This is a genomic window from Actinoplanes sp. NPDC048796 (assembly GCF_040650035.1).
GTDB lineage: Bacteria > Actinomycetota > Actinomycetes > Mycobacteriales > Micromonosporaceae > Actinoplanes.
In genome coordinates this window covers 19930-41258 of record NZ_JBEZGO010000006.1, presented here as the reverse complement: position 1 = coordinate 41258, position 21329 = coordinate 19930, and the positions used below count along the sequence as shown (strand labels likewise).

17 protein-coding genes are annotated in these 21329 nt (G+C 70.9%); 2 read left to right on the top strand and 15 right to left on the bottom strand.

Translation table 11 applies throughout. From position 1 onward, the window contains the following. Positions 1-25: 25 nt before the first annotated feature. On the bottom strand, positions 26-610 hold the full coding sequence (gene nadD, locus AB0C26_RS24550) for a nicotinate-nucleotide adenylyltransferase (RefSeq protein ID WP_360251759.1): 585 nt from the start codon (positions 608-610) through the stop codon (positions 26-28). 64 nt (positions 611-674) lie between these two features. Beyond that, on the bottom strand, positions 675-1262 hold the full coding sequence (locus tag AB0C26_RS24545) for a helix-turn-helix domain-containing protein (RefSeq protein WP_360251756.1): 588 nt from the start codon (positions 1260-1262) through the stop codon (positions 675-677). A gap of 80 nt (positions 1263-1342) precedes the next feature. Here AB0C26_RS24545 and AB0C26_RS24540 point away from each other — a divergent pair, with 80 nt between their 5' ends. Then, a complete protein-coding gene (locus AB0C26_RS24540; RefSeq protein WP_360251753.1) occupies positions 1343-2482 on the top strand; it encodes an FAD-dependent monooxygenase in 1140 nt (379 codons plus the stop codon). Positions 2483-2513: 31 nt separating this feature from the next. Here the strand turns inward: AB0C26_RS24540 and AB0C26_RS24535 are convergent, their stop codons facing one another. Both AB0C26_RS24535 and pepN read right to left on the bottom strand, forming a co-directional pair. Beyond that, positions 2514-4019 carry an ATP-binding protein gene (locus tag AB0C26_RS24535; RefSeq protein ID WP_360251750.1) on the bottom strand — a complete coding sequence of 502 codons (1506 nt, stop codon included), beginning with the start codon at positions 4017-4019 and terminating at the stop codon, positions 2514-2516. Positions 4020-4071: 52 nt separating this feature from the next. Beyond that, positions 4072-6567 (bottom strand): aminopeptidase N, encoded by a 2496-nt coding sequence (gene pepN, locus AB0C26_RS24530; RefSeq protein WP_360251747.1) that lies wholly within the window; start codon positions 6565-6567, stop codon positions 4072-4074. A 203-nt stretch (positions 6568-6770) separates the two neighbouring features. On the opposite strand from pepN, the gene trpS reads away from it, so the two are divergent. Next, positions 6771-7745: a tryptophan--tRNA ligase gene (trpS, locus tag AB0C26_RS24525; RefSeq protein WP_360251744.1), complete on the top strand. Its 975-nt coding sequence runs from the start codon at positions 6771-6773 to the stop codon at positions 7743-7745. Here the strand turns inward: trpS and AB0C26_RS24520 are convergent. From AB0C26_RS24520 to AB0C26_RS24470, 11 genes are all read right to left on the bottom strand, one after another. Then, positions 7734-8132 carry a GNAT family N-acetyltransferase gene (locus AB0C26_RS24520; protein ID WP_360253125.1) on the bottom strand — a complete coding sequence of 133 codons (399 nt, stop codon included), beginning with the start codon at positions 8130-8132 and terminating at the stop codon, positions 7734-7736. The genes trpS and AB0C26_RS24520 overlap by 12 nt on opposite strands. A 60-nt stretch (positions 8133-8192) precedes the next feature. Then, complete coding sequence (gene obgE, locus AB0C26_RS24515; protein WP_360251741.1) at positions 8193-9701, bottom strand: GTPase ObgE; 1509 nt, start codon at positions 9699-9701, stop codon at positions 8193-8195. Positions 9702-9778: 77 nt separating this feature from the next. Further along, positions 9779-10036: a 50S ribosomal protein L27 gene (gene rpmA, locus AB0C26_RS24510; protein WP_097320297.1), complete on the bottom strand. Its 258-nt coding sequence runs from the start codon at positions 10034-10036 to the stop codon at positions 9779-9781. 14 nt (positions 10037-10050) lie between these two features. Continuing rightward, positions 10051-10365 (bottom strand): 50S ribosomal protein L21, encoded by a 315-nt coding sequence (gene rplU / locus AB0C26_RS24505; protein WP_360251737.1) that lies wholly within the window; start codon positions 10363-10365, stop codon positions 10051-10053. A 154-nt stretch (positions 10366-10519) separates the two neighbouring features. Next, on the bottom strand, positions 10520-11005 hold the full coding sequence (locus tag AB0C26_RS24500; protein WP_360251734.1) for a hypothetical protein: 486 nt from the start codon (positions 11003-11005) through the stop codon (positions 10520-10522). A gap of 118 nt (positions 11006-11123) precedes the next feature. After that, positions 11124-14651 carry an Rne/Rng family ribonuclease gene (locus tag AB0C26_RS24495; protein WP_360251731.1) on the bottom strand — a complete coding sequence of 1176 codons (3528 nt, stop codon included), beginning with the start codon at positions 14649-14651 and terminating at the stop codon, positions 11124-11126. A gap of 152 nt (positions 14652-14803) precedes the next feature. Beyond that, positions 14804-15580, bottom strand: a complete 777-nt coding sequence (locus tag AB0C26_RS24490; RefSeq protein WP_360251728.1) for a TIGR03936 family radical SAM-associated protein — start codon at positions 15578-15580, stop codon at positions 14804-14806. Between the two features lies 1 nt (position 15581). Further along, positions 15582-17528 (bottom strand): TIGR03960 family B12-binding radical SAM protein, encoded by a 1947-nt coding sequence (locus tag AB0C26_RS24485; protein WP_360251725.1) that lies wholly within the window; start codon positions 17526-17528, stop codon positions 15582-15584. 19 nt (positions 17529-17547) lie between these two features. Continuing rightward, positions 17548-17892 carry an STAS domain-containing protein gene (locus AB0C26_RS24480; protein WP_360251722.1) on the bottom strand — a complete coding sequence of 115 codons (345 nt, stop codon included), beginning with the start codon at positions 17890-17892 and terminating at the stop codon, positions 17548-17550. After that, on the bottom strand, positions 17889-20393 hold the full coding sequence (locus tag AB0C26_RS24475) for a SpoIIE family protein phosphatase (protein ID WP_360251719.1): 2505 nt from the start codon (positions 20391-20393) through the stop codon (positions 17889-17891). Before AB0C26_RS24475 ends, AB0C26_RS24480 begins: the two co-directional genes overlap by 4 nt. Positions 20394-20403: 10 nt before the next feature. Beyond that, positions 20404-21201: an alpha/beta hydrolase gene (locus AB0C26_RS24470; RefSeq protein ID WP_360251716.1), complete on the bottom strand. Its 798-nt coding sequence runs from the start codon at positions 21199-21201 to the stop codon at positions 20404-20406. Between the last annotated feature and the right edge of the window lie 128 nt (positions 21202-21329).

Sequence of the window (21329 nt, the reverse complement as noted above, 5' to 3'; positions counted from 1 at the left end):
CCTCTCACACAGGTATGACATTCCCTTAGCCCCGATAGAGCCCACGCTTGTTGATGTACTGAACGACTCCGTCCGGCACGAGATACCAGACCGGTTTCCCGGCCGTCGCCCGCGCCCGGCAGTCGGTCGACGAGATGGCCATGGCCGGCACCTCCACGAGCGTGACGCTGTCGCGGGGCAGGTGGGCGTCGGTGAGCTCGAACCCCGGCCGGGTGACCCCGACGAAGTGGGCCAGCGAGAACATCTCCATCGCGCTCTTCCAGCCCAGGATGCGCGAGAGCGCGTCGGCTCCGGTGATGAAGAACAACTTCGAGTCGGCGCCGTAGATCGCCCGCATGTCACGCAGGGTGTCGATGGTGTACGTGGGACCGTCGCGGTCGATGTCGGCCCGGCTCACATGGAACCGCGGGTTCGACGCGGTCGCGATCACCGTCATCAGGTACCGGTCCTCGGCCGGAGAGACCTTGCCCTTCTCGTACGGCTGCCCGGTCGGCACGAAAACGACCTCGTCCAGGTCGAAGCGGGCCTGAACCTCACTCGCCGCGACAAGGTGCCCATGATGGATCGGGTCGAAGGTCCCGCCCATGATCCCGATACGGCGTCCGCCCATCGAAAGAGAATAGATCCCTTCCGGATCCGGCGGATCGTGGACGCCGCCGGCGACGTGCCACTGGTCACCTGACCGGGTCCGGCGGCACCCAGCCCCGTGCCAGGATGTCGAAGATCGCCTCGATGGCGGTGCGCGGATCCGGCCGGCCGCGGACGAGGGCGGGGATCTCCAGGACGAATCGGGCAAGGGCCATGCAGCCGAGGTCGTCGCGATCCGCACCGCATTCCTCGGCTATGGCGGCGCCGAGACTGTCGGCATGCCGGGTCCACATGCGTTCGGCGTACGAGCGCAGCGCCGGCGTGGCGTCGACCAGCGCGACGAACTCGGCCGCCTGAGGATGCCGCGCGATGGGCAGGTAGGCGCCCAGGAAGTGCTCGCGGAGGGCGCCGACGATGTCCTGGCCGCCGGCTCGCCCGCGCACCGCGGCGATCAGCTGAGCCTCGTTGTCCCGCTCCTGGTCGAAGACCAGCGCCTCCTTGCCGGAGAAATGTTTGAACAGCGTCGTGGTCGACACGTCGGCCGCGTCGGCGATCTCGCGCAGACTCACCCGGTCGTAACCGTGCTCGAGGAACAGGCGAAGGGCCGCGTCGGCGATCGCCTGCCGGGTGGCCGCCTTCTTGCGTTCTCGGCGGCCGACGGGTGTCTGGGTCATGAGCCGAGTATACGGATAGGTGGCATCAAGCAAAAAGTTGAGTCGTTGCACTTTTGCATTCGTTCTGCTTTTCTTGGGGCATGACCTCACTCACCAGAGAAGCGCGGATCGACATCGTCGGCGCCGGGCCCGCCGGGCTCACCTGCGCTCGCATCCTGCAACGGCACGGCATCACGGTCACCGTCCACGACCGTGACCCCGGCCCCGGCGCCCGCGACCAGGGCGGCAGCCTCGACCTACGCGCCGACAGCGGCCAGCTCGCCCTGCACGAGGCCGGCCTCCTCGACGAATTCCTCCGGCTGTCCCGCCCGGAGGGCCAGGAGATGCGCATCCTGGGCGCCGACGGCGAGCTGCGGGCACGCATCGCCCCGGAGGAGGGCGAACTGTTCAAACCCGAGATCGACCGCGGCCGGCTGCGCGACCTTCTGCTCGATTCGCTGTCGCCCGGCACCGTCCGGTGGGGCCGGGCGCTCACCCATGTCAGCGGGCCTGCCGACGGCCCCCGCACACTGCATTTCGCCGACCGCTCCACCGTCGAGACGGACCTGGTCATCGGCGCCGACGGGGCGTTCTCCCGGGTTCGCCCGGCGGTCTCCCCGGCCGTCCCGCAGTACACCGGCGTGAGTTTCACCGAAGCCTGGTTCCACGCCGTGGACGATCGGCACACCGAGCTGTCCACACTCATCGGCCCGGGCAGTGCCACCGGAGCCGACGGCCGGCGCGCACTGTGGGGCCAGCGCAACAGCGGTGACCACATCCGCGTCTACATCATCCGCCGGGTCCCGGCCGACTGGATCACCGCCACCGGCTTACGGCCCGACGACACCGCCGGTATCCGCGCCCACCTGCTCGACGAGTTCGCCGGCTGGTCGCCCGGCATGCGGCGGATGATCAGTGACAACGACGGCCGGTACGTCGACCGGCCGATCTTCGCGCTCCCCGTCCCGCACGTCTGGGACCACGATCCCACCGTCACCCTGCTCGGTGACGCCGCCCACCTCATGCCCCCACTCGGCGTCGGTGTCAACCTCGCCATGCTCGACGCCGCCGAACTGGCGCTCGCGCTCGCCGGCTCCGCGACCATCGATGAGGCTCTTCGCGCCTACGAGGACGTCATGCTGCCGCGCTCCACCGAGACCGCCAAGCTGCTCGAAGGCCGCGCCGAAGATCTGCTCAGCGATGACCTGCCGCCCGAGTTCGGCGACGATCACGGCGCCTGACGGCACAGCGGCGGGGCGGCCGGATGAAGAATCAACCATCCAAGCGCTTTCGTACGGCGGTCAGCAGGTCATCCGCCGTGAAAGGCTTCTCCAGGAGGGCGACGCCGGGATCGAGGGTGCCTTGTGTGTGGAGTACGGGCTGCGCGTATCCGGACATGTAGAGCACTCGGGTGTCCGGGCGTTCCCGTACCAACCGCTCCGCAAGCTCCTTGCCCAGCATGCCGGGCATGACCACATCGCTTAGCAACAGGTCGATCTGCCCGGAATGCCGTGCCGCCACATCCAGCGCCTTGGTGCCACATTCGGCCTTGAGCACCTGGTATCCGGCGCCGGAGAGGATCCGGCCGGCGACATCGCGCAGCGCGTCCTCGTCCTCGACCACGAGCAGCGTCTCCCCGCGGCCCCGGGTGTCAGCCGCCGGCTCCGCGACGGCCGGTGACGTCGCGGAGGTGGCGGCCGCGGGCAGAAGAACGGTCACCGTGGTGCCCAGGCCGGGCTCGGAGGTGATGCCGACCTCGCCGTCGGCCTGGGTGACGATCCCGTAGACGGTGGCCAGGCCCAGGCCGGTCGCCTCCCCGCTGGCCTTGGTGGTGAAGAACGGCTCGAAGGCCCGCTCCACCACCTCCGGCGTCATCCCCTTGCCCGAGTCGCTGATCCGCAGCCGCACCTGGTCGCCGTGCCGCCCGGTGTCGATCACCAGGTTGCCGCCCGACGGCATCGCGTCGCGCGCGTTCAAAGCCAGGTTGACCAGCATCTGCTCGATCTGGCCGGGATCGAACGTCACCGGCGGCAGGTCCGGTTCGGGCCGGAACAGCAGCGTGATGTGCTCGCCGATCGACCGGCGCAGCATCGCCTCGACGGCGGCGATCACCTTGTTCAGGTCGAGCACCTGCGGGCGTACGACCTCGCGCCGGGCGAAGGCCAGCAGCTGATGGGTCAGATCAGTGCCGCGCTCGCCCGCCTTGATGACCTGCTTCGCGTCGGCCGCGATCATCGTGACGTCCGGTTGGGCCGACTCCGCCTCCTCGACCACGAAGCTCGCGTAGTTGACGATCACACCGAGCATGTTGTTGAAGTCGTGCGCGATGCCGCCCGCGAGCTGGCCCAGGCTCTCCAGCCGCTGGCTGCGGTGGGCCTGCGCCTCGGCCCGGAGCCGGGCCTTCTCCTGCTCGGCCCGGTCCCGCTCGGAGAGGTCGCGCACCACCGCCAGGGCGAGCCGCCCCTGCGGCGTGTCGACGATCGACACCGACGACTCGACCGGCACCTCGGAGCCGTCGCGCCGGCGTACGGTCGTGGTGACCGCCCCGATGGGGCCCGGACGTCCCTCCTCGATGCGCCTGCGGCGCTCGGGGAGCATCGTCCGGGCGTCCTCGGTGACGAGGTCGTTGATGTCGCGGCCGACCAGTTCGTCGCGCGCGTAGCCGTACAGTTCCAGCGCCCGGTCATTGGCCAGCACGATCGTGCTGCCCGATATGACCAGGATGGCGTCCGGGGCGGCTTGCAGCAGGCCACCGGCCAGTTCCTCGGACCACTCCACGCCTTCACCCCCGTTGATCTACGAGGGTATCGGTTGAAAGCGTGGCGAAAGGTCAAAAGCGCGCAGCAAGCGCCCGGCGGAGATCGTCGTCGGCGTCCTGGACCACCCGGCGCAGGATCGGGTCGAGATCGTCCGAGGCCAGCAGCCCGGCCGCGAGCTCGCGGGTCTCCGGCTCCACCATCACGGCCGGGAACGCGTACCCGGCCGTCTTCTCCGCGCTCATGCCGCTGCGCACCCGCATCATCTCGGGCATGTCGGCGAAGTACCGCGCCACGTACGGGCGGATCAGGTCGAGCTGCTCGGCGTGCCAGAAGCCGGACGCGGTCATCTCGACGAGCCGGTTGGACAGCTTGGTGTCGCCGATGATCGACTCCCAGGCGGCCGCCTTGGCCTCCGCGTCGGGCCGGGCCGCCCGCGACCGGGCCGCCCACTGCTCGCCGGTGGCACTGCGGTCCCGCTCGAACTCCGCGTCGATCACCGCGCCGTCGGCGGCACCGAGCACGGCCAGCCGGTAGACGATCAGCCAGCGCAGGTCGGCGTCGACGGCCAGGCCCTCCGGCACCTCACGGCCCTCCAGCCAGCCGAGCAGGCGCTTGACGTCGACGGTGGCGCCGATCAGGCCCCGGGCCGCCGCGAGCTGGCGCGATCCGCCGGGCTCGGAGACCGCGAGCAGCCGGTCGGCCGCCTGCGCGACCAGCTCGAGGGCGGCCGGACGCGTCTCCGGCGTCGAGTAGCGGTCGACCAGACTGCGGGTGGCCCGCAGCACGTCCTCCACCACCACGACCTCGGACTCGACCGGCAGCGCGGCCAGCACGAGGGTCACCAGCTCGGCGACCGGGCGCTCGCCGTCGACCACCGCGTCGAGCGTCGAGGCCCAGAGCACGGCCCGGGCCAGCGAGTCGTCGAGCAGGGGCAGCAGGGCCGGCACGGCCGCCGTCGACTCCTCGTCGAGACGGATCTTGGCGTACGTGAGGTCACCGTCGTTCAGGAGCAGGAGGTCCGCGACCGGCTCGCCGGCCAGCTCGGGCACCTCGGTCCGCCCGGTCGCCTCGACCTCGATCTCGATCCGCCGGCGCAGGACCACGGCGCCGTCGGCCGAACGGTCGTACAGCCCCAGGCCGACCTTGTGCGGGCGCAGCGTCGGGTACTGCTCCGGTGCGGTCTGGAGCACGGCCACCGACGCGTACGCCCCGCCCTCCCGGACCACCTCGGTCCGCAACGTGTTGACCTGGGCCCGGCGCAGCCAGACGTCGGCCCAGGCGGACAGGTCGCGCCCGCTCGACGCCGACAGCGCCTCGAGCAGGTCGGCCAGGGTGGCGTTGCCGTACGCGTGCGCCTGGAAGTGCGCGTTCACCCCGGCCAGGAACGCCTCGTCGCCCACCCAGGCGACGAGCTGCTTGAGCACGGCCGCGCCCTTGGCGTACGAGATGCCGTCGAAGTTGAGCAGCGCCTGGTCGGTGTCGGTGACCTCGGCCGGCGCCACCGGGTGGGTGGACGGGTGCTGGTCGGCCCGCAGGCCCCACGCCTTGCGCTGCATCGCGAACGTGGTCCACGTGTCCGGGAAGCGGGTCGCCTCGGAGGCGATACGGGTGCCCAGGTACTCGGCGAACGACTCGTTCAGCCACAGGTCGTCCCACCAGGCCATGGTGACCAGGTCGCCGAACCACATGTGGGCCATCTCGTGCGCGATCACGTTGGCCCGGTGCTCGCGCTCGCTCTCGGTGACGGCCGAGCGGTAGATGAACTCGTCCCGGAAGACGACCAGGCCCGGGTACTCCATGGCGCCGAAGTTGAACTCGGGGGCGAACGCCTGCTGGTAGTGCCCGAACGGGTACCGGATGTCGAAGATCTCGTGGAAGCGGTCGAGGCACTGCCGGGTGACCTCGAAGATCTCGGGCGCCTCGGCCTCGAGCGGCTCGGCCAGCGCCTTGCGCGCGTACAGGGCGAGCGGGATGCCGTCGTGCTCGCTGGTGACCGAGTGGTACGGGCCGGCGATCAGCGAGCACAGGTACGTCGAGATCGGCTTGGTTGGCGCGAACTCCCAGCGCCCCTCCCCGCCGGCCACCAGCGGGCCGTTCGCGGCCACCAGCCAGCCGGCCGGCGCGGTCACGCTGACCCGGAACGACGCCTTCATGTCGGGCTGGTCGAAGCTGGGCAGGATGCGCCCGGCGTTGTTGATGAACATGTGCTGGTAGAGGTATGTCGAGCCGTCGGCCGGGTCGACGTACTTGTGCAGGCCCTCGCCGTCGTTCGAGTAGCGCATCACCGCGTCGACCGCGAGCTCGTTGTGCTCGGCGAGGCCGCTCAGGTGCAGCCGCTCGCCGTCCATGGCCTCGGCCGGCACGGGCGCGCCGTTCAGCGTGATCGAGGCGACCGAGACCGGCTCGAACTCGAGGAAGGTCGAGGCGCCGGGCGTGGTCGAGAACCGCACCACCGTACGGGCGCCGAAGGTGTCGCCCTCGGCGGTCAGGTCGAGGTCGATCTCGTACTCGTGGACGTCGACGGTGGCGGCGCGGGCGGTGGCCTCGGCGCGGGTCAAACTCGGCATGACGACCATCATGCCGGTTTTCACACTGGCGTCACACCACCACCCCATTGCTATGGTGGGTTCATGCGTTGCGCGAACCTCACCTGGTGGCTGCCCTAGACGGGCGGCTACCCCATCGCGCAGAAACGGCCGCCCCCTTCGGGCGGCCGTTCTCGTTTCCCCGGCCTTCCGGAGGGTGCCGCCCCCACCCGGAAGGACCCACCATGACCCGTCGGCTCACCGGCTTCCAGCCCACCGGCAACCTGCACCTCGGCAACCTGCTCGGCGCCATGCGCCCGCTCGTGGCCGCACAGGACGATCCGGCCACGTCCGACTCGATCGCCATGATCGCCGACCTGCACGCGCTCACGGTCGAACATGATCCACAACGGCTGCGCGCCACCACGGTCGACGTCGCCACGCTGCTGCTGGCCGCCGGCGTGGATCCGCAGCGCACTGCCCTGATCGCCAACTCGCAGGTGCCCGAGCACTCCGAGCTGCACTACCTGCTCGAATGCGTCACCGGCTACGGCGAGGCCGCTCGCATGATCCAGTTCAAGGAGAAGTCGGCCGGCGGTGGCCCGGTGCGGCTCAGCCTGCTCACCTACCCGGTGCTGATGGCGGCCGACATCCTGCTGCACGACACCGATCACGTGCCGGTCGGCGACGACCAGAGTCAGCACCTGGAGCTGGCCCGCGACATCGCCATCCGCTTCAACAACCGGTACGGCCCCACGTTCACCGTGCCCGAGGCCATCCGCCCCGACGCCGCCGAGCGGATCATGGACCTCACCGACCCCACCCGGAAGATGAGCAAGAGCGCGCCCAACCCGGCCGGCCGCATCGGCCTGCTCGACCCGCCGGACGTGATCCGCCGCAAGGTCTCCCGCGCCGTCACCGACACCGTCGGCGTCGTCCGCCACGACGCCGAGAACCAGCCCGGCGTCACCAACCTGCTCGAGATCCTGCGCGCCTGCACCGGCGAGGCGCCCGGCGCGTTCACCTCGTACGGCCAATTGAAGCGCGAGGTGACCGACGCGATCGAGGCGGTCCTGGCGCCCGTCAGGGCGCGTCACGCCGAGCTCGCCGACGACCCCGGCCACATCCAGAAGATCCTGGCGGAGGGCCGGGCCCGGGTGCGTCCCCGGGCCGAGGAGACCGTACGCCGGGTCCGTGCGGCCCTGGGCCTATGGGACTAACGCCACCACGCGCTTCACGAAGGCACCGTCGACCTGGTCGTAGCCCGACGACTGGAACAGGGCCTGGGCCGCGGGTGAGCACGGGCCCGCCTCGAGCCGGATGATCGAGCGACCCGCGGCCAGGGTCTCCTCCTCGATCCAGACGATCAGCTGGCGGGCGATGCCGCGGCCCCGGAACGCCGGGCGCACGTAGACACGCTGCAGCTCGGCGATGCCGGGGTCGAGGGTCGGACGCCAGGCCGCGCAGGCCACCGCGCGGCCGTCCACGACCGCCACCAGGTACGTAGCGTCATCGTCGGGGGTGAAGGCTGCGGAGCGCAGCTCGTGCTGCTGGGCCGCGACCAGCGCGGCGAGCTCGGGGTCAAGGGCGGGCCGCGCTTCGATCATCACGGTCGTGACTCTAAGCGACATCCGTTTCCGGATGGTTGCCGCAATCTGGACGACTGCCTATTCGGCGGTGTCGTCCTCATCGTCTTCGCCGTCCTCGACCAGGACCGGCCGCTTGGCGTTCGACACGCTGGTGACCGTGCCGTCGGCCGCCATGTGCAGCAGCTCGTCGTCCGAGCGGACCCGGCGGGCCTTGCGGGCCGCGAGGCGCTGGGCGGCCGAGGCGCGGCCGCTTTCCTCCTCGAGGCGGGCGTCGGTGCCGCGCGGGCCGGCCACGAACTCGCCGGCGTTGGGCTGCCAGTCGAACTCGCGGGTGCCGATCCGGACCGGGTCGCCGGCATGGGCGCCCTTCTTGGCCAGCATGTCCTCGACGCCGACGCGCTCCAGCCGGTCGGCCAGGTAGCCGACGGCCTCCTCGTTGTCGAAGTTCGTCTGCCGGACCCAGCGCTCGATCTTGGCGCCGCGCACCACGAAGACGCCCTCGTCGTCCTGCTCGACGGTGAAGCCGGAGTCGTCGACGGCCTGCGGGCGCAGGACGATGCGGGTCGGCTCGGGCTCGGGCTGGGCCAGCCGGTGCTCCTCGACGACCTTGGCCAGGGCGTACGTCAGCTCCTTGAGCCCCTCGCGGGTGATGGCGCTGACCTCGAAGACGCGGTAGCCGCGGGCCTCGATGTCGGGGCGGACCATCTCGGCCAGGTCGCGGCCGTCCGGGATGTCGATCTTGTTGAGCACCACGAGCCGGGGGCGGTCCTCGAGGCCGCCGTACGCCGCCAGCTCGGCCTCGATCGCGTCGAGGTCGGCCAGCGGGTCGCGCTCGATCTCGGGCGCCGCCGCGTCGAGCACGTGCACCAGCACCGAGGTGCGCTCGATGTGCCGCAGGAACTGCATGCCCAGGCCCTTGCCGGTGGCCGCGCCCGGGATCAGGCCGGGCACGTCGGCCACGGTGAAGGTCTGGTCGCCCGCCTGCACCACGCCCAGGTTGGGCACCAGTGTGGTGAACGGGTAGTCGGCGATCTTCGGCTTGGCCGCCGAGATCACCGAGATGAGCGAGGACTTGCCGGCCGACGGGAAGCCGACCAGGCCGACGTCGGCCACGCTTTTGAGCTCGAGGACGACGTCGAGCGAGTCGCCCGGCTCGCCGAGCTCGGCGAAGCCCGGCACCTTGCGGCGGGTGTTGGCCAGCGAGGCGTTGCCCCGGCCGCCGCGGCCGCCGCGGGCCACCTCGAAGGTGGTGCCGGCGCCGATCAGGTCGGCCAGCGTCTCACCGTCGGCGGTCTGCACGACGGTGCCGTCGGGCACCTTGAGAACCAGGTCCTTGCCGTTGGCCCCGTCGCGGTTGGCGCCGGCCCCGCCGCCACCGTTGGACGCCTTGACGTGCGGGTGGAAGTGGAAGTCGAGCAGTGTGTGGATCTGCGGGTCGACGACCAGCGTGATGCCGCCGCCGTGCCCGCCGTTGCCGCCGTCGGGGCCGCCGAGCGGCTTGAACTTCTCGCGGCGCACCGAGACACAGCCGTGCCCGCCGTCACCCGCCTGCAGGTGCAGCACAACCCGGTCGACGAACGTGGTCACTGCTCGAACTCCTTTTGAAGAACAAAAAAGAAAGCGGGCCACGGACCCCGAGGGTCCGCGGCCCGCTTCTTGAAAACTTACTCCGCAGCCGGAACGATGCTGACGGTCTTGCGACCACGCTTCGTGCCGAACAGGACGTTGCCGGTCGCGAGGGCGAACAGCGTGTCGTCGCCACCACGGCCGACGAGCTCGCCCGGGTGGAACTTCGTGCCACGCTGACGGATCAGGATCTCGCCCGCGCTGACCAGCTGGCCACCGAACCGCTTGACACCGAGCCGCTGAGCGGCGGAGTCACGGCCGTTGCGCGAGCTGGAAGCACCCTTTTTGTGAGCCATGAGTGATCCGCCCCTTACTTCCCGCTCTTGATGCCGGTCACCTTGACGCGGGTCAGCGGCTGGCGGTGACCCTGGCGCTTGTGGTAGCCGGTCTTGTTCTTGAACTTGTGGATCCGGATCTTCGGACCCTTGGTGTGCTCGGCGATCTCGCCGGACACCGTCACGCTGGCAAGCTTGGCCGCATCGGTCACCAGGTTGTCACCGTCGACGAGGAGGACCGCGGCGAGCGTCAAGGCATCGCCGGGCGCACCCACGAGCTTCTCGACCTCGATCACGTCGCCCTCGGCAACCTTGTACTGCTTGCCGCCGGTCTTGACGATCGCGTACATCGGACGCGGACTCCCTGAGACTTACGCAGCGAAAGGCACTGCTTGGCGGATGTTGCTGGTCCCGGATTGTCAGGCACGGGAACACGACGCTGGAAAAAGCGCCGTCCGAAAGCGTACTTCATCAGGGGGCCCATCCCCAAACCGGGGACGAGGCTCAGCCCTTTCCGCACGCTTTGTCGAGTGTACCGGTGATCTGGGACATCTTCTCAGCGTTGATCTTGGTGAGATCGCCCTTGAGCGCCGTCACCTGCTTGCTCATGTCGGTCAGCGCCTTCTTCAGCGCCGGGTCGGTGGTCAGCTTGGCCATGTCGGCCAGGGCGTACGAGTAGCTCGTCACGTCCCGCTCGATCTTCTGGTCGGCCTGCTGCTTGGCCGCGGCGCCCTGGCTCGCGGCGTCGATCTGAAGCTTGAGGTCGGCGATGAAGGTCTCGCCGAAGGTCGTGCTGACCCGGCCCGCCTGGGCACAGATGGCCTGGGTGTCGGCACTGAGGGCGGCGTCGGCCGAGGCCGCGACCGACGGGTCGGCCGGGGCCGGCGGGGCCGGGGACGCCGGCGTCTTCCCTTGATCAGCGGCACCACCCGAACAGGCGGCGAGGGAAACAAGAACCACGGCCGCGACGGCCGGAAGAGAGAAACGCATGGGGGACTCGGTCTCCTCGGGGGAACGGGGATCGATCCCGCGAGGGTAACCGACGTCGATGGAAAAGGGCGGCTCGGTAGTTAACTTTCTTTACCGAACCGCCCTCTCTCACTTCTGATCAGGGACGGGTACGCCTGCGCGTGCCGCCGCGGCGCGACCTGCGCCGCCCGGCGCCGGCGCCCACCGGCTCCTCGTCGTCGGCCGCGTCCTCGTCCTCGTCGTCGGCCGCGTCCGGGTCGTCCGCGCCGGTCAGGCGCAGCGGCTCGGTCTCGGGCTCCGGCTCCGGCTCCGCGTAACGCGACAGGTCGTACCCGCTGATGTCGTAGTCGTCGTCCGGCTCGGCCGCGGTCAGCTTGGCCCCCGGCGTGACGATGCCCGAACCGTGGACCGGCGGCAGCTCGGCCACCAGCGCGACCGGGCTCTCGCCGGGCTCGCTGAGGACGACCTCGGTCGGCGTCGCCGGCGGGTTCTCCAGCGGCGTCTCGACCGGAGTCTCGACCTCCACCACGGCCGCCTCGGCCACCGGCGCGCTCTCGCCGCCGCCCCGGCGACGGCGGGACTTGCCCTCCTTCGCCGGCTGTTGCTGCTGCTGAGGCGCCGGCGGCGCGGTCGTGGTGGCCGCGGCCACCGCCTTGACCTGGTTGGCCGCGCCGTTCGGGCGCTTCTCCGGCACCGGCTCGGTGTGGATCAGCACGCCGCGGCCCTTGCAGTGGTCGCAGGTCTCGCTGAACGCCTCGAGCAGGCCGGCGCCGATCCGCTTGCGCGTCATCTGCACCAGGCCGAGCGAGGTGATCTCGGTGACCTGGTGCTTGGTGCGGTCGCGGCCCAGGCACTCGGTGAGCCGCCGCAGCACCAGCTCGCGGTTGCTCTCCAGCACCATGTCGATGAAGTCGATGACCACGATGCCGCCGAGGTCGCGCAGCCGCAGCTGCCGGACGATCTCCTCCGCCGCCTCGAGGTTGTTGCGGGTCACCGTCTCCTCGAGGTTGCCGCCGGCACCGGTGTACTTACCGGTGTTGACGTCGACCACGGTCATCGCCTCGGTGCGGTCGAAGACCAGGTGACCACCCGAGGGCAGGAAGACCTTGCGGTCCAGGCCCTTGAGGATCTGCTCGTCGATCCGCTTGTCGGCGAAGACGTCGCCCACGCCGGTGTAGCGGTGCATGCGCTCGAGCAGGTCGGGCGAGACCGACTCGAGGTAGTTCTCCAGCTCGGTGTAGGCCGAGTCGCCCTGCACGATCAACTCGCGGAAGTCCTCGTTGAAGAGGTCCCGGACGACCCGGATGACCAGGTCGGGCTCCTCGGAGAGGGCGGCCGGGGCGTGGCCGTCGGCGGCCTTGCGCTGGATGTCCTCCCACTGGGCCTGGAGCCGTTTGACGTCGCGGGCCAGCTCGTCCTCGCTCGCACCCTCGGCGGCGGTCCGGACGATGACTCCCGCGCCGTCCGGCACGAGCTTCTTGAGTACGTCCCGCAGGCGCTTGCGCTCGTTGTCGGGCAGCTTGCGGCTGATGCCGGAGGCGTTGCCGTTCGGCACGTAGACCAGGTGCCGGCCGGAGAGCGCGATGTGGCTGCTCAGCCGGGCGCCCTTGTGCCCGATCGGGTCCTTGGTGACCTGGACCAGCACCGAGTCGCCGGAACGCAGCGCCTGCTCGATCGAGCGGGCCCGGCCCTCCAGGCCGGTGGCGTCCCAGTTGACCTCACCGGCGTAGAGCACGGCGTTGCGGCCCCGGCCGATGTCGACGAACGCCGCCTCCATGCTCGGCAGCACGTTCTGCACCTTGCCGAGGTAGACGTTGCCGACCATGGTGCCGGAGGTGCTGCGGGAGACGTAGTGCTCGACGAGCACGCCGTCCTCGAGCACGACGATCTGGATCCGGTCCGGCTTCTGGCGCACGACCATGACCCGGTCGACGGCCTCGCGGCGGGCCAGGAACTCCGACTCGCTCAGGATCGGCGGCCGGGTGCGGCGCTGCTCACGGCCGTCACGCCGGCGCTGGCGCTTGGCCTCGAGCCGGGTCGAGCCGGAAACACCCTGCACTTCATCGGTACGGCGCGGCTCGCGCACCCGCACGACGGTGTGCACCCCGTCCTCGATGCCGCCGGTCTCGCCGTCGCCGCTCGAGCCCTTACGGCGCCGCCGGCGCCGGCGGCGGGTGACACCCTCGCCGTCGGTCTCGTCGTCGTCCTCGTCGGCCGACGCCTCGGCGCCCGATTCGTCCGAGTCCTCGTCGTCCTGGTCGTTCTCGTCCTGGTCGGCCTCGTCGGCCGGGCCCTTGCCACGGCCGCGGCCGCGGCGTCCCCGGCGGCGACGGCGACGGCCGCTCGCGGAGTCGTCGTCATCGTCGGCGTCGTCGTCGACGCCGTCCTCGACGTCGTCGGCGCTCTCGTCGGCCTCGTCCATGACCGGCTCGGTCACGGTGTCGACGGCCTCGACCTCGGCCGGCTGCTCCTCGGCGGCGCCGCGACGGCGCCGGCGGGTGCGCCGGGTCCCCTCGGCGGGCTCCTCGACCACGGGCAGGTCGGCGACCTCGGCCTCGGCCTCGCCGACCGGCTCGTCGGCGGTCTCCGGCGCGGTCACCGCGGGCACGCTGGTGGCGCCGCGACGGGTACGGCGGGTCGGCGCGGGCGCCTCGGCCTCGGTCTCGGCGACCTCGGGTGCGATCGCCGGCGGAACGGCGGCGGTGCCCCGCCGGGACCGGCGGGCAGGCGCGGGCGCCGCCTCGGCCTCGGTCGGGTCCGGCGGCATGAACAGCACGGCCGGCGGCAGAGCGGCGGCCCGCCGGCGGCTACGCGGCGCCGGCTTCTCCTCGACGAAGTCGGCGTCCAGCGGCAGCACACCGATGACGGTGGCCTCCTCGGACTCCTCGGCCTCGGGCTCCTCGACGGCCGGCTCCTCGCCCGCGACGAGATTCGCGGCCGGAACCGACGTCTCACCAGCAGCGGCGGGGCTTGAGGTCTCAGCGGCGGACGCGGCCGGAGCCTGGGCCGCGGCCGGAGCCTGGGCCTGCGTCTCGGCGACGGGCTCGAGCGGAGCCACCTCGGCGACGACCGGCTCGAGCGGGGCCGGCTCGGCGGCGGGCGCCTCGGCCGCCGCCGGAGCGGCTGCCTTCTTGCGGCGGGTGCGCTTCACCGGGGCGGCCGGAGCGGCCTCACCCGCCGGCACCTCGGCCGGAGTGGGATCCTCAGCGGCGGCCGCGGGCGCGGCAGCGGGAGCCGCGGCCTTGCGGCGGGTCCGCTTCACCGGCTTGACCGGGGCTTCCTCGGCCGCCGGCGAGGTGACGGCCTCGGCGGCCGCGGCTATCGAGTCACCGGAAGTCGCGGCAGCATCCCCGGAAGCGGCAGCGCCCCCGGAAGCACCAGCGGTCCCGGAAGCGGCAGCGCCCCCGGAAGCACCAGCGCCGCCGGAAACGGCAGCGCTCTCCGGAGCCGCAGCGCCGCCGGAAGCGGCTGCGGCCTCGGTGGCCGCGCCCGGCTCGGCGCCGGGGGCGTCGGCCGGTGGCTTGGCCGCCGGGGCCGCGGCCTTGCGGCGCGGGGCACGCGTGCGGCGCGCGGGAGTGGTGGCTGCGGTGGCGTCGGGCGGAGTGACTGCTCCGCCCTGCTCACCGCCCTGGTCTCCCGAGTTGTCTCGGGGCTCGTTATCGAGCATGGGGCGCTCTCCAGTTCTGGCGGCCCCGGGCGCGTTTGAGCGCTGCCACGCAGGGTCGCCGCAAGTATTTCGGTCCCGCCGGGTTAGCGGCGGGCTTCCGAAGTCTGTCAAGGGACGCCGGCAGTAGCTAGCGCCCTCCGATGGAGGCGTCCTTACCCAGGAAGGGCTGGTTCGCGATCCGCGTTCAACGGATCGACGATCTCCCCCTGCGCGGTGAGCATGCCCTGGGCCAGCCGGGTCACCCGCGGGGGCACCGGCGGCTCCAGGCCCGCTACCGCGCGCAGGCCGGAAAGGACGTCATCGGGTCGCACGGCGGGCGTCACCTGTCGTACGACAAGGTCGATTATCGCACACGGTGTGCCGTCCGCCCCGGAAGGTAGGTCGGACTGCTGCGTCACAGCGATGCGAGTCACTGCCTGGCGGGCGTCGAAGGTGCGCTTGCCCTGCTTTGTCATGCGCTCGACCAGCACTTCTTCGGCATCCTGGAACGCCTTGACGGCCGAGGCGGCCGTGGCCGATTCAACAGTGGGGAGTTCGAGGCGCCAGTGTGAGGCGTCGATCCGGTCGGCCAGGCTGCCGCCGCCCTCCCGCGCGATCACCGCCTCGAGGACGTCGAGGCCCGGCGACAGGGCCGCGTCGAGGGCGACCCGCAGCTTCTCCGGGTCCACCTCCGCCTGCAGGCCGATCTCCAGGTACTCGGCCTCGCTGCCGACCCCGGTCGGCGCCGCGCTGGCGTACGAAATCTTGGGGTGTGGGGTGAAGCCCTGCGAGAACGCGATGGGCACCCCGCCCCGGCGCAGCGCCCGCTCGAAGGCGCGGGCGAAGTCGCGGTGGGAGGTGAAGCGCAGCGGGCCGCGCTTGGCGTAGCGGAGGCGGACGCGCTGGACGACCGGGGCCTGGCCGCCGACGGGCTGATTCTTGGGCGCCATGTCAGGCCGACACCTGCAGAGTGTTCTTGACCGGGGTCAGGGGCAGCAGCTTCTTGCCGGTGGGGCCGATCTGGATCTCGGTGTCCATGGACGGGCAGACGCCGCAGTCGAAGCACGGGGTCCAGCGGCAGTCGTCCTGCTCGTACTCGGTGAGGGAGTCCTGCCAGTCCTGCCAGAGCCAGTCCTTGTCCAGGCCCGAGTCGAGGTGGTCCCAGGGCAGGACCTCGAGCTGCTCGCGCTCCCGGGTGGTGAACCAGTCGAGGTCGACGCCGAAGCCGGGCAGCACCTCGGCCGCGGCCTCGACCCAGCGGGCGTACGAGAAATGCTCGCTCCAGCCGTCGAACCGGCCGCCTTTCTCCCAGACCCGGCGGATGACCGCGCCGACCCGGCGGTCGCCCCGCGAGAGCAGGCCCTCGATCAGCGAAGGCTCGCCGTCGTGGTAGCGGTAGCCGATGGCCCGGCCCAGCCCGCGGTCGCTGTTGATCTCCTGCTTGAGCATCTTGAGCCGGGCGTCGATGACCTCGGGGCGCTCCATCGGGGCCCACTGGAACGGGGTGTGCGGCTTGGGCACGAACCCGCCGATCGACACCGTGCAGCGGATGTCCTTGGTGCCGGCGGCCTCGCGACCGGCCCGGATGACCTCGTGGGCCATCTGGGCGATCTCGAGGACGTCCTCGTCGGTCTCGGTCGGCAGACCGCACATGAAGTAGAGCTTCACCTGGCGCCAGCCGTTGCCGTACGCGGTGACGACCGTCCGGATCAGGTCTTCCTTGGTCACCATCTTGTTGATGACCTTGCGGATCCGCTCGGAGCCGCCCTCGGGGGCGAAGGTGAGGCCGGTGCGCCGCCCGTTGCGGGAGAGCTCCTGGGCCAGGTCGATGTTGAAGGCGTCGACGCGGGTCGACGGCAGCGACAGCGAGACGTTGGTGTCCGCGTACTGCTCGGCCAGGCCGGAGCACATGTCGCCGATCTCGGAGTGGTCGGCCGACGAGAGCGAGAGCAGGCCGACCTCGGAGAAGCCGGAGAACTCGAGGCCCTCCTTGACCATCTGGCCGACCGTGGTGATCGAGCGCTCCCGGACCGGGCGGGTGATCATGCCGGCCTGGCAGAAGCGGCAGCCGCGGGTGCAGCCGCGGAAGATCTCCACCGCGTACCGCTCGTGGACCGTCTCGGCCAGCGGGACCAGGGGCTTCTTGGGGTACGGCCAGGCGTCGAGGTCCATCGTCGTGCGCTTGGCGACCCGGAACGGCACGTCCGGGCGGTTGGGCACGACGCGCTGGATGCGGCCGTCGGGCAGGTAGTCGACGTCGTAGAACCGCGGGACGTAGATGCTCTCGGTGCGCGCGAGGCGCAGCAGCAGCTCGTCGCGGCCGCCGGGGCGGCCCTCGGCCTTCCACTCCCGGATGATCCCGGTGATCTCGAGGACGGCCTCCTCGCCGTCGCCGAGCACGGCGGCGTCGATGAAGTCGGCGATCGGCTCCGGGTTGAAGCTGGCGTGGCCGCCGGCCAGGACGATCGGGTCGTCCTCGGTGCGGTCGGCGCTGTCCAGCGGGATGCCGGCCAGGTCGAGGGCGGAGAGCATGTTGGTGTAGCCGAGCTCGGTGGCGAAGGAGAGACCCAGCACGTCGAACGCCCGCACCGGGCGGTGCGCGTCGACGGTGAAGGCCGGGACGCCGTTCTCCTTCATCAGCGCCTCGAGGTCGGGCCAGACCGCGTACGTGCGCTCGGCCAGGACGTCGGGCTGCTCGTTGAGCACCTCGTACAGGATCTGGACGCCCTGGTTGGGCAGGCCCACCTCGTACGCGTCGGGGTACATGAGGGCCCAGCGGACCGTGGTCTCGTCCCAGTCCTTGACGACGGCGCCGAGCTCGCCGCCCACGTACTGGATCGGCTTGCTGACCCGGGGCAGCAGCTGCTCGAGCTGCGGGAAGACGGAACTCACGCTCATGGGGCTCCAGGGTACGCGGCTATCCCGAAAGATCCGCCGCCGCCCGGTCCAGATCGGTGGCCAGCACGTCCTCGCGGAAGGCGCACAGCTGCAGCGTCATCCGGGCGGCCCCGCGCTCGCCGACGACCAGCCGGGTCGGGGTCCCATGATCGGACAGGTCGCCGACCAAGGCGTCCAGCAGCCGTACGCCGGCGCTGTCGAGGAACGAGACAGTGGTGAGGTCGATCAGCACCTTGCCGGCCGACTGGATCCGCTTGACGATCGCCTTGCCGATGTCGGGGGCGTTGGCCAGGTCGATCTCGCCGGTCAGGCTGACCAGCTCGGCATCGCCGAACTTCGAGAATCTGACCCACTGGTCGGTCACTCGTCGTCCTCTCCGCGGCTGCGCCTCATCGTGACCGTGGTGCCGTCGCTGCGGTCGAACAGCACCTGGTCCATCGATTCCCGGATCAGCTGAAGGCCGCGGCCGCGGGAGACGTCGGCGAGCGGCCCCCGCCACGTGCCGCGGTCGGTGACCCGCACCTCGACCGCGTCGGCGGTCACCGTCGCGACCACGTCGATCATGCCGAACGGGTCGTCGCGGTAACCGTGCTCGATCGCGTTGGCCACCGCCTCGGAGCAGGCCAGCAGCACCGCGTCGCGGCACTCGGCGCCGACGCCGTGCGCCACCAGCCAGCCCCGCAGGTCGGCCCTCAGCAGCGCGATCTGCATCCGGTCGGCTCCGATGGTGCGCTCGATGCGCTCCTCGGTGCCGAGCGTGAGGCAGAGCATGCAGACGTCGTCGGCGTGGTCCTTGCCGACCAGGGTGTCGGCCAGCCCGGCGGCCAGGCCCGGCAGCGGGGCGTCGCGCCGCCTCGCGTACTCGCGGGCCAGGATCTCGAAGCCCTTGTCGATGGGGCGGCTGCGCCGCTCGATCAGGCCGTCGGTGTAGAGCAGCATGCGGCTGCCGGCGGTCAGCCGGCGGCGGTGTTCCTTACGGCTGATGTCGCCGGCCCGGCTGCCGATCGGCGCCGAGCGCGCGTGCATCAGGAACTCCGGCGACCCGGCCGGCTCCTGCAGCAGCGGCGGCAGGTGACCGGCGCAGCAGTACGCCATCTCGCCCGTGTTCAGGTCGATCTCGGCGTACGCCACAGTGGCCATGCGGGCCGACTCGACCCGCTCGCAGAACCGGTCGAGGCTCTCGATCAGCCGGGCCGGGCCGTCCTCGTTCGAGGCGAGCGCGCGGACCGCGCTGCGCAGCTGGCCCATCGTGGTGGCGGCGTCGATGCCCCGGCCCACCACGTCGCCGACCACCACGGCCAGTTTGTCGACGGTGATCAGGAACGCGTCGTACCAGTCGCCGCCGACCTCGAGGTCCTGCGCCGCCGCCTGATAGAAGGTCTCGACCGCGAACCGGTTGTCGCCGCTGGGCAGGTCGCCGGCGAGCAAGCTGCGCTGCAGCGTGCGGGCGATCTGCCGCTCCTGCTCGTAGAGCCGGGCGTTCTCCAGCGCGAGCCCGGCCCGGTCGGCCAGGTCGCCGAGGAAGACCCGCTCGGCCGCGGCGTCGCGCCGGTCCGGCGCCATCCGCAGCGCCAGCGTGCCCAGCACCAGCCCGCGCGCGGTCAGCGGCAGCACCGAACAGTCGAGCACGTCGTCCTCGACCGGGAAGATCGCCTCGCCGCTGGCGGCCACCTTGCCGAGGCGTTTCTGCAGGAGCTCGGGGTCGGGCGCCGGGCTGCCCTTGGTCTCCTCGATCGGCACGGCGCCGACCTGCAGGCGCACCTCGGCCCAGTCGGCGATCTCGGGCACGAGCCGGTCGAGCAGCCGGCGGATGCGCGGCTCGAGCCGGTACACCTCGTCGAGCGCGCCGGTCGTCTCGGCCAGGAACTGGCTGCGCTCCTCGCGGCGGCGGACGTCGTCGTAGAGCCGGGCCCGGTCGAGCGCCTGACCGGCCTGCTGGCCGAGCAGCCGGACCACGCGCAGCTCGCCGTCGCTGAGCTTGTGCTCGCCCTTGAAGCTGAAGGCGAGCACGCCCAGCGTGAGGATGCCGGCGTGTTCGTCGGTAGGTCCGGTGGTCAAGGGCAACAAAACGACAGTGTTGCGCCCGGACCGCCGCATCGAGTCGACCAGGTCGGGAAAGTGCTGCTTGGCCTCGGTGATGGAGCCGACCACGTGCAGGTCGCCGCGCTCGGCGACCCGGGCCACGGCGCGCGGTGAGGAGCGCGGCATGTCGTCCCAGTTGCCGGTGGTCGGGTCGGTCGAGGCCACGGCCACGATCTGGTCACGTTCGGCGTCGACCAGATAGATGCTGCTGCTGGCGGCGCCGAAGGCGGCCTCGGGCGCCCGCACCACCGACTCGGCCACCTCGGCCTCGGTCGGCGCGGCCGACAGGTCGGCCACTATCTTCTGGAGCACCTGGACCCGGCGCTCGGAGGCCTCGGCGATCCGGCGGGCGAGCAGCAGCTCCGTCTCGTACTGCCGCCGCTCGGTCGCGTTGAAGATCATCGTCCGGATCGCGCGGGGCTGTTTCGCCTCGTCCCGGCCCAGCGTCGAGTTGACCAGGGTCGGCAGCTGGCGGCCGTCGGCGCAGACCACGTCGAAAGCCAGCTCGTGCACCTCGTCCTGCATCCGCAGCAGCGGGGCGTAGTGGGTCTCGTGATAGATCTGCCCGCCGGAGCTGAGCAGGTCACGGAAACGCCGATGCCCGACCAGCTCCCCGCGCGTGTACCCCGTCCAGGTCAGGAAGGTCTGGTTGACCCGGACGATCGTGCCGTCGGGGAGCGTGGTCAGGTACCCGCACGGCGCGTGCTCGTACAGGTCGTCAGGGTCTTCGTCCCAGGGCAGACGCAGTTCCTGCGTCACGTCCGGGCCACCAGGATCACTCACGGTCCGCTTCTTACAGCCAGGCCTTCATGGCGTCGATCGTCTCGTCCGGTGCGCTCAGATTGGGGCAGTGCCCCGTGGCGTTCAGCCGTACCAGCGTGCTGTTCGCCGTGTGCTTGTGAACGTAGTCGCCGACGGTGTCGGGAGCGATCACATCATCCGAGCACTGCAGGATCAAGGCGGGGGTACGCAGCTTGAGCAGATCATCGCGGTTGTCGGAGAGGAACGTGACCCGCGCGAACTTCTTGGCGATCTCGGGATCGGTGCGGCAGAAGCTGTTCGTCAGCTCGTCGCCCAGCTCCGGCCGGTCCGGATTGCCCATGATGACCGGCGCCATCGTGCTCGACCAGCCGAGATAGTTGCTGTCCAGTGAGTCGAGCAGCGACTCGATGTCGGCCCGGTTGAAGCCGCCGACATAATCCTCGGCCGGCTCGTTGATGTACCGCGGGGAGGGGCCGATCAGCACCAGCTTGGCGAACCGCTCGGGCTCCTTGACCGCGGCCAGCACGCCGATCATGGAGCTGACCGAGTGGCCGACGAAGACCACGTCTCGCAGGTCGTGCTCGTGCAGGATCTCGAGGAGGTCGTCGGCGTAGCCGCCGAGGGTCGAATAGCGATCGTCGTCGTACGCCGACAGGTCGGACTTGCCGTTGCCGACGTGATCGAAGAGGACGAGCCGATAGTTGTCCGCGAAGGCCGGAGCGACGTGGCGCCACATGTTCTGGTCGCAGCCATAGCCATGTGCGAACACCATCGGCTGACCGGTGCCGTTGCCGGTCAACGTGACGGCGTTTCTCTGTGTCGTTCTCATGTCCCGGTAACCATACGGCTCCAGAGCGTTCCGCACATCGCCCTGGTTGTCCGGCATTTGCATGCGGTTTCACCTTCGTCGTGATCTTCCGGGGTGGCGAACCGCATTTAACCTGGGACAAGACCCCT

Bases quoted from the DNA above. Each gene is read 5' to 3' on its own strand.
- nadD (WP_360251759.1), bottom strand. From the start codon at position 610: ATGGGCGGACGCCGTATCGGGATCATGGGCGGGACCTTCGACCCGATC.
- AB0C26_RS24545 (WP_360251756.1), bottom strand. From the start codon at position 1,262: ATGACCCAGACACCCGTCGGCCGCCGAGAACGCAAGAAGGCGGCCACC.
- AB0C26_RS24540 (WP_360251753.1), top strand. From the start codon at position 1,343: ATGACCTCACTCACCAGAGAAGCGCGGATCGACATCGTCGGCGCCGGG.
- pepN (WP_360251747.1), bottom strand. From the start codon at position 6,567: ATGCCGAGTTTGACCCGCGCCGAGGCCACCGCCCGCGCCGCCACCGTC.
- trpS (WP_360251744.1), top strand. From the start codon at position 6,771: ATGACCCGTCGGCTCACCGGCTTCCAGCCCACCGGCAACCTGCACCTC.
- AB0C26_RS24520 (WP_360253125.1), bottom strand. From the start codon at position 8,132: ATGATCGAAGCGCGGCCCGCCCTTGACCCCGAGCTCGCCGCGCTGGTC.
- rpmA (WP_097320297.1), bottom strand. From the start codon at position 10,036: ATGGCTCACAAAAAGGGTGCTTCCAGCTCGCGCAACGGCCGTGACTCC.
- rplU (WP_360251737.1), bottom strand. From the start codon at position 10,365: ATGTACGCGATCGTCAAGACCGGCGGCAAGCAGTACAAGGTTGCCGAG.
- AB0C26_RS24500 (WP_360251734.1), bottom strand. From the start codon at position 11,005: ATGCGTTTCTCTCTTCCGGCCGTCGCGGCCGTGGTTCTTGTTTCCCTC.
- AB0C26_RS24495 (WP_360251731.1), bottom strand. From the start codon at position 14,651: ATGCTCGATAACGAGCCCCGAGACAACTCGGGAGACCAGGGCGGTGAG.
- AB0C26_RS24490 (WP_360251728.1), bottom strand. From the start codon at position 15,580: ATGGCGCCCAAGAATCAGCCCGTCGGCGGCCAGGCCCCGGTCGTCCAG.
- AB0C26_RS24485 (WP_360251725.1), bottom strand. From the start codon at position 17,528: ATGAGCGTGAGTTCCGTCTTCCCGCAGCTCGAGCAGCTGCTGCCCCGG.
- AB0C26_RS24470 (WP_360251716.1), bottom strand. From the start codon at position 21,201: ATGAGAACGACACAGAGAAACGCCGTCACGTTGACCGGCAACGGCACC.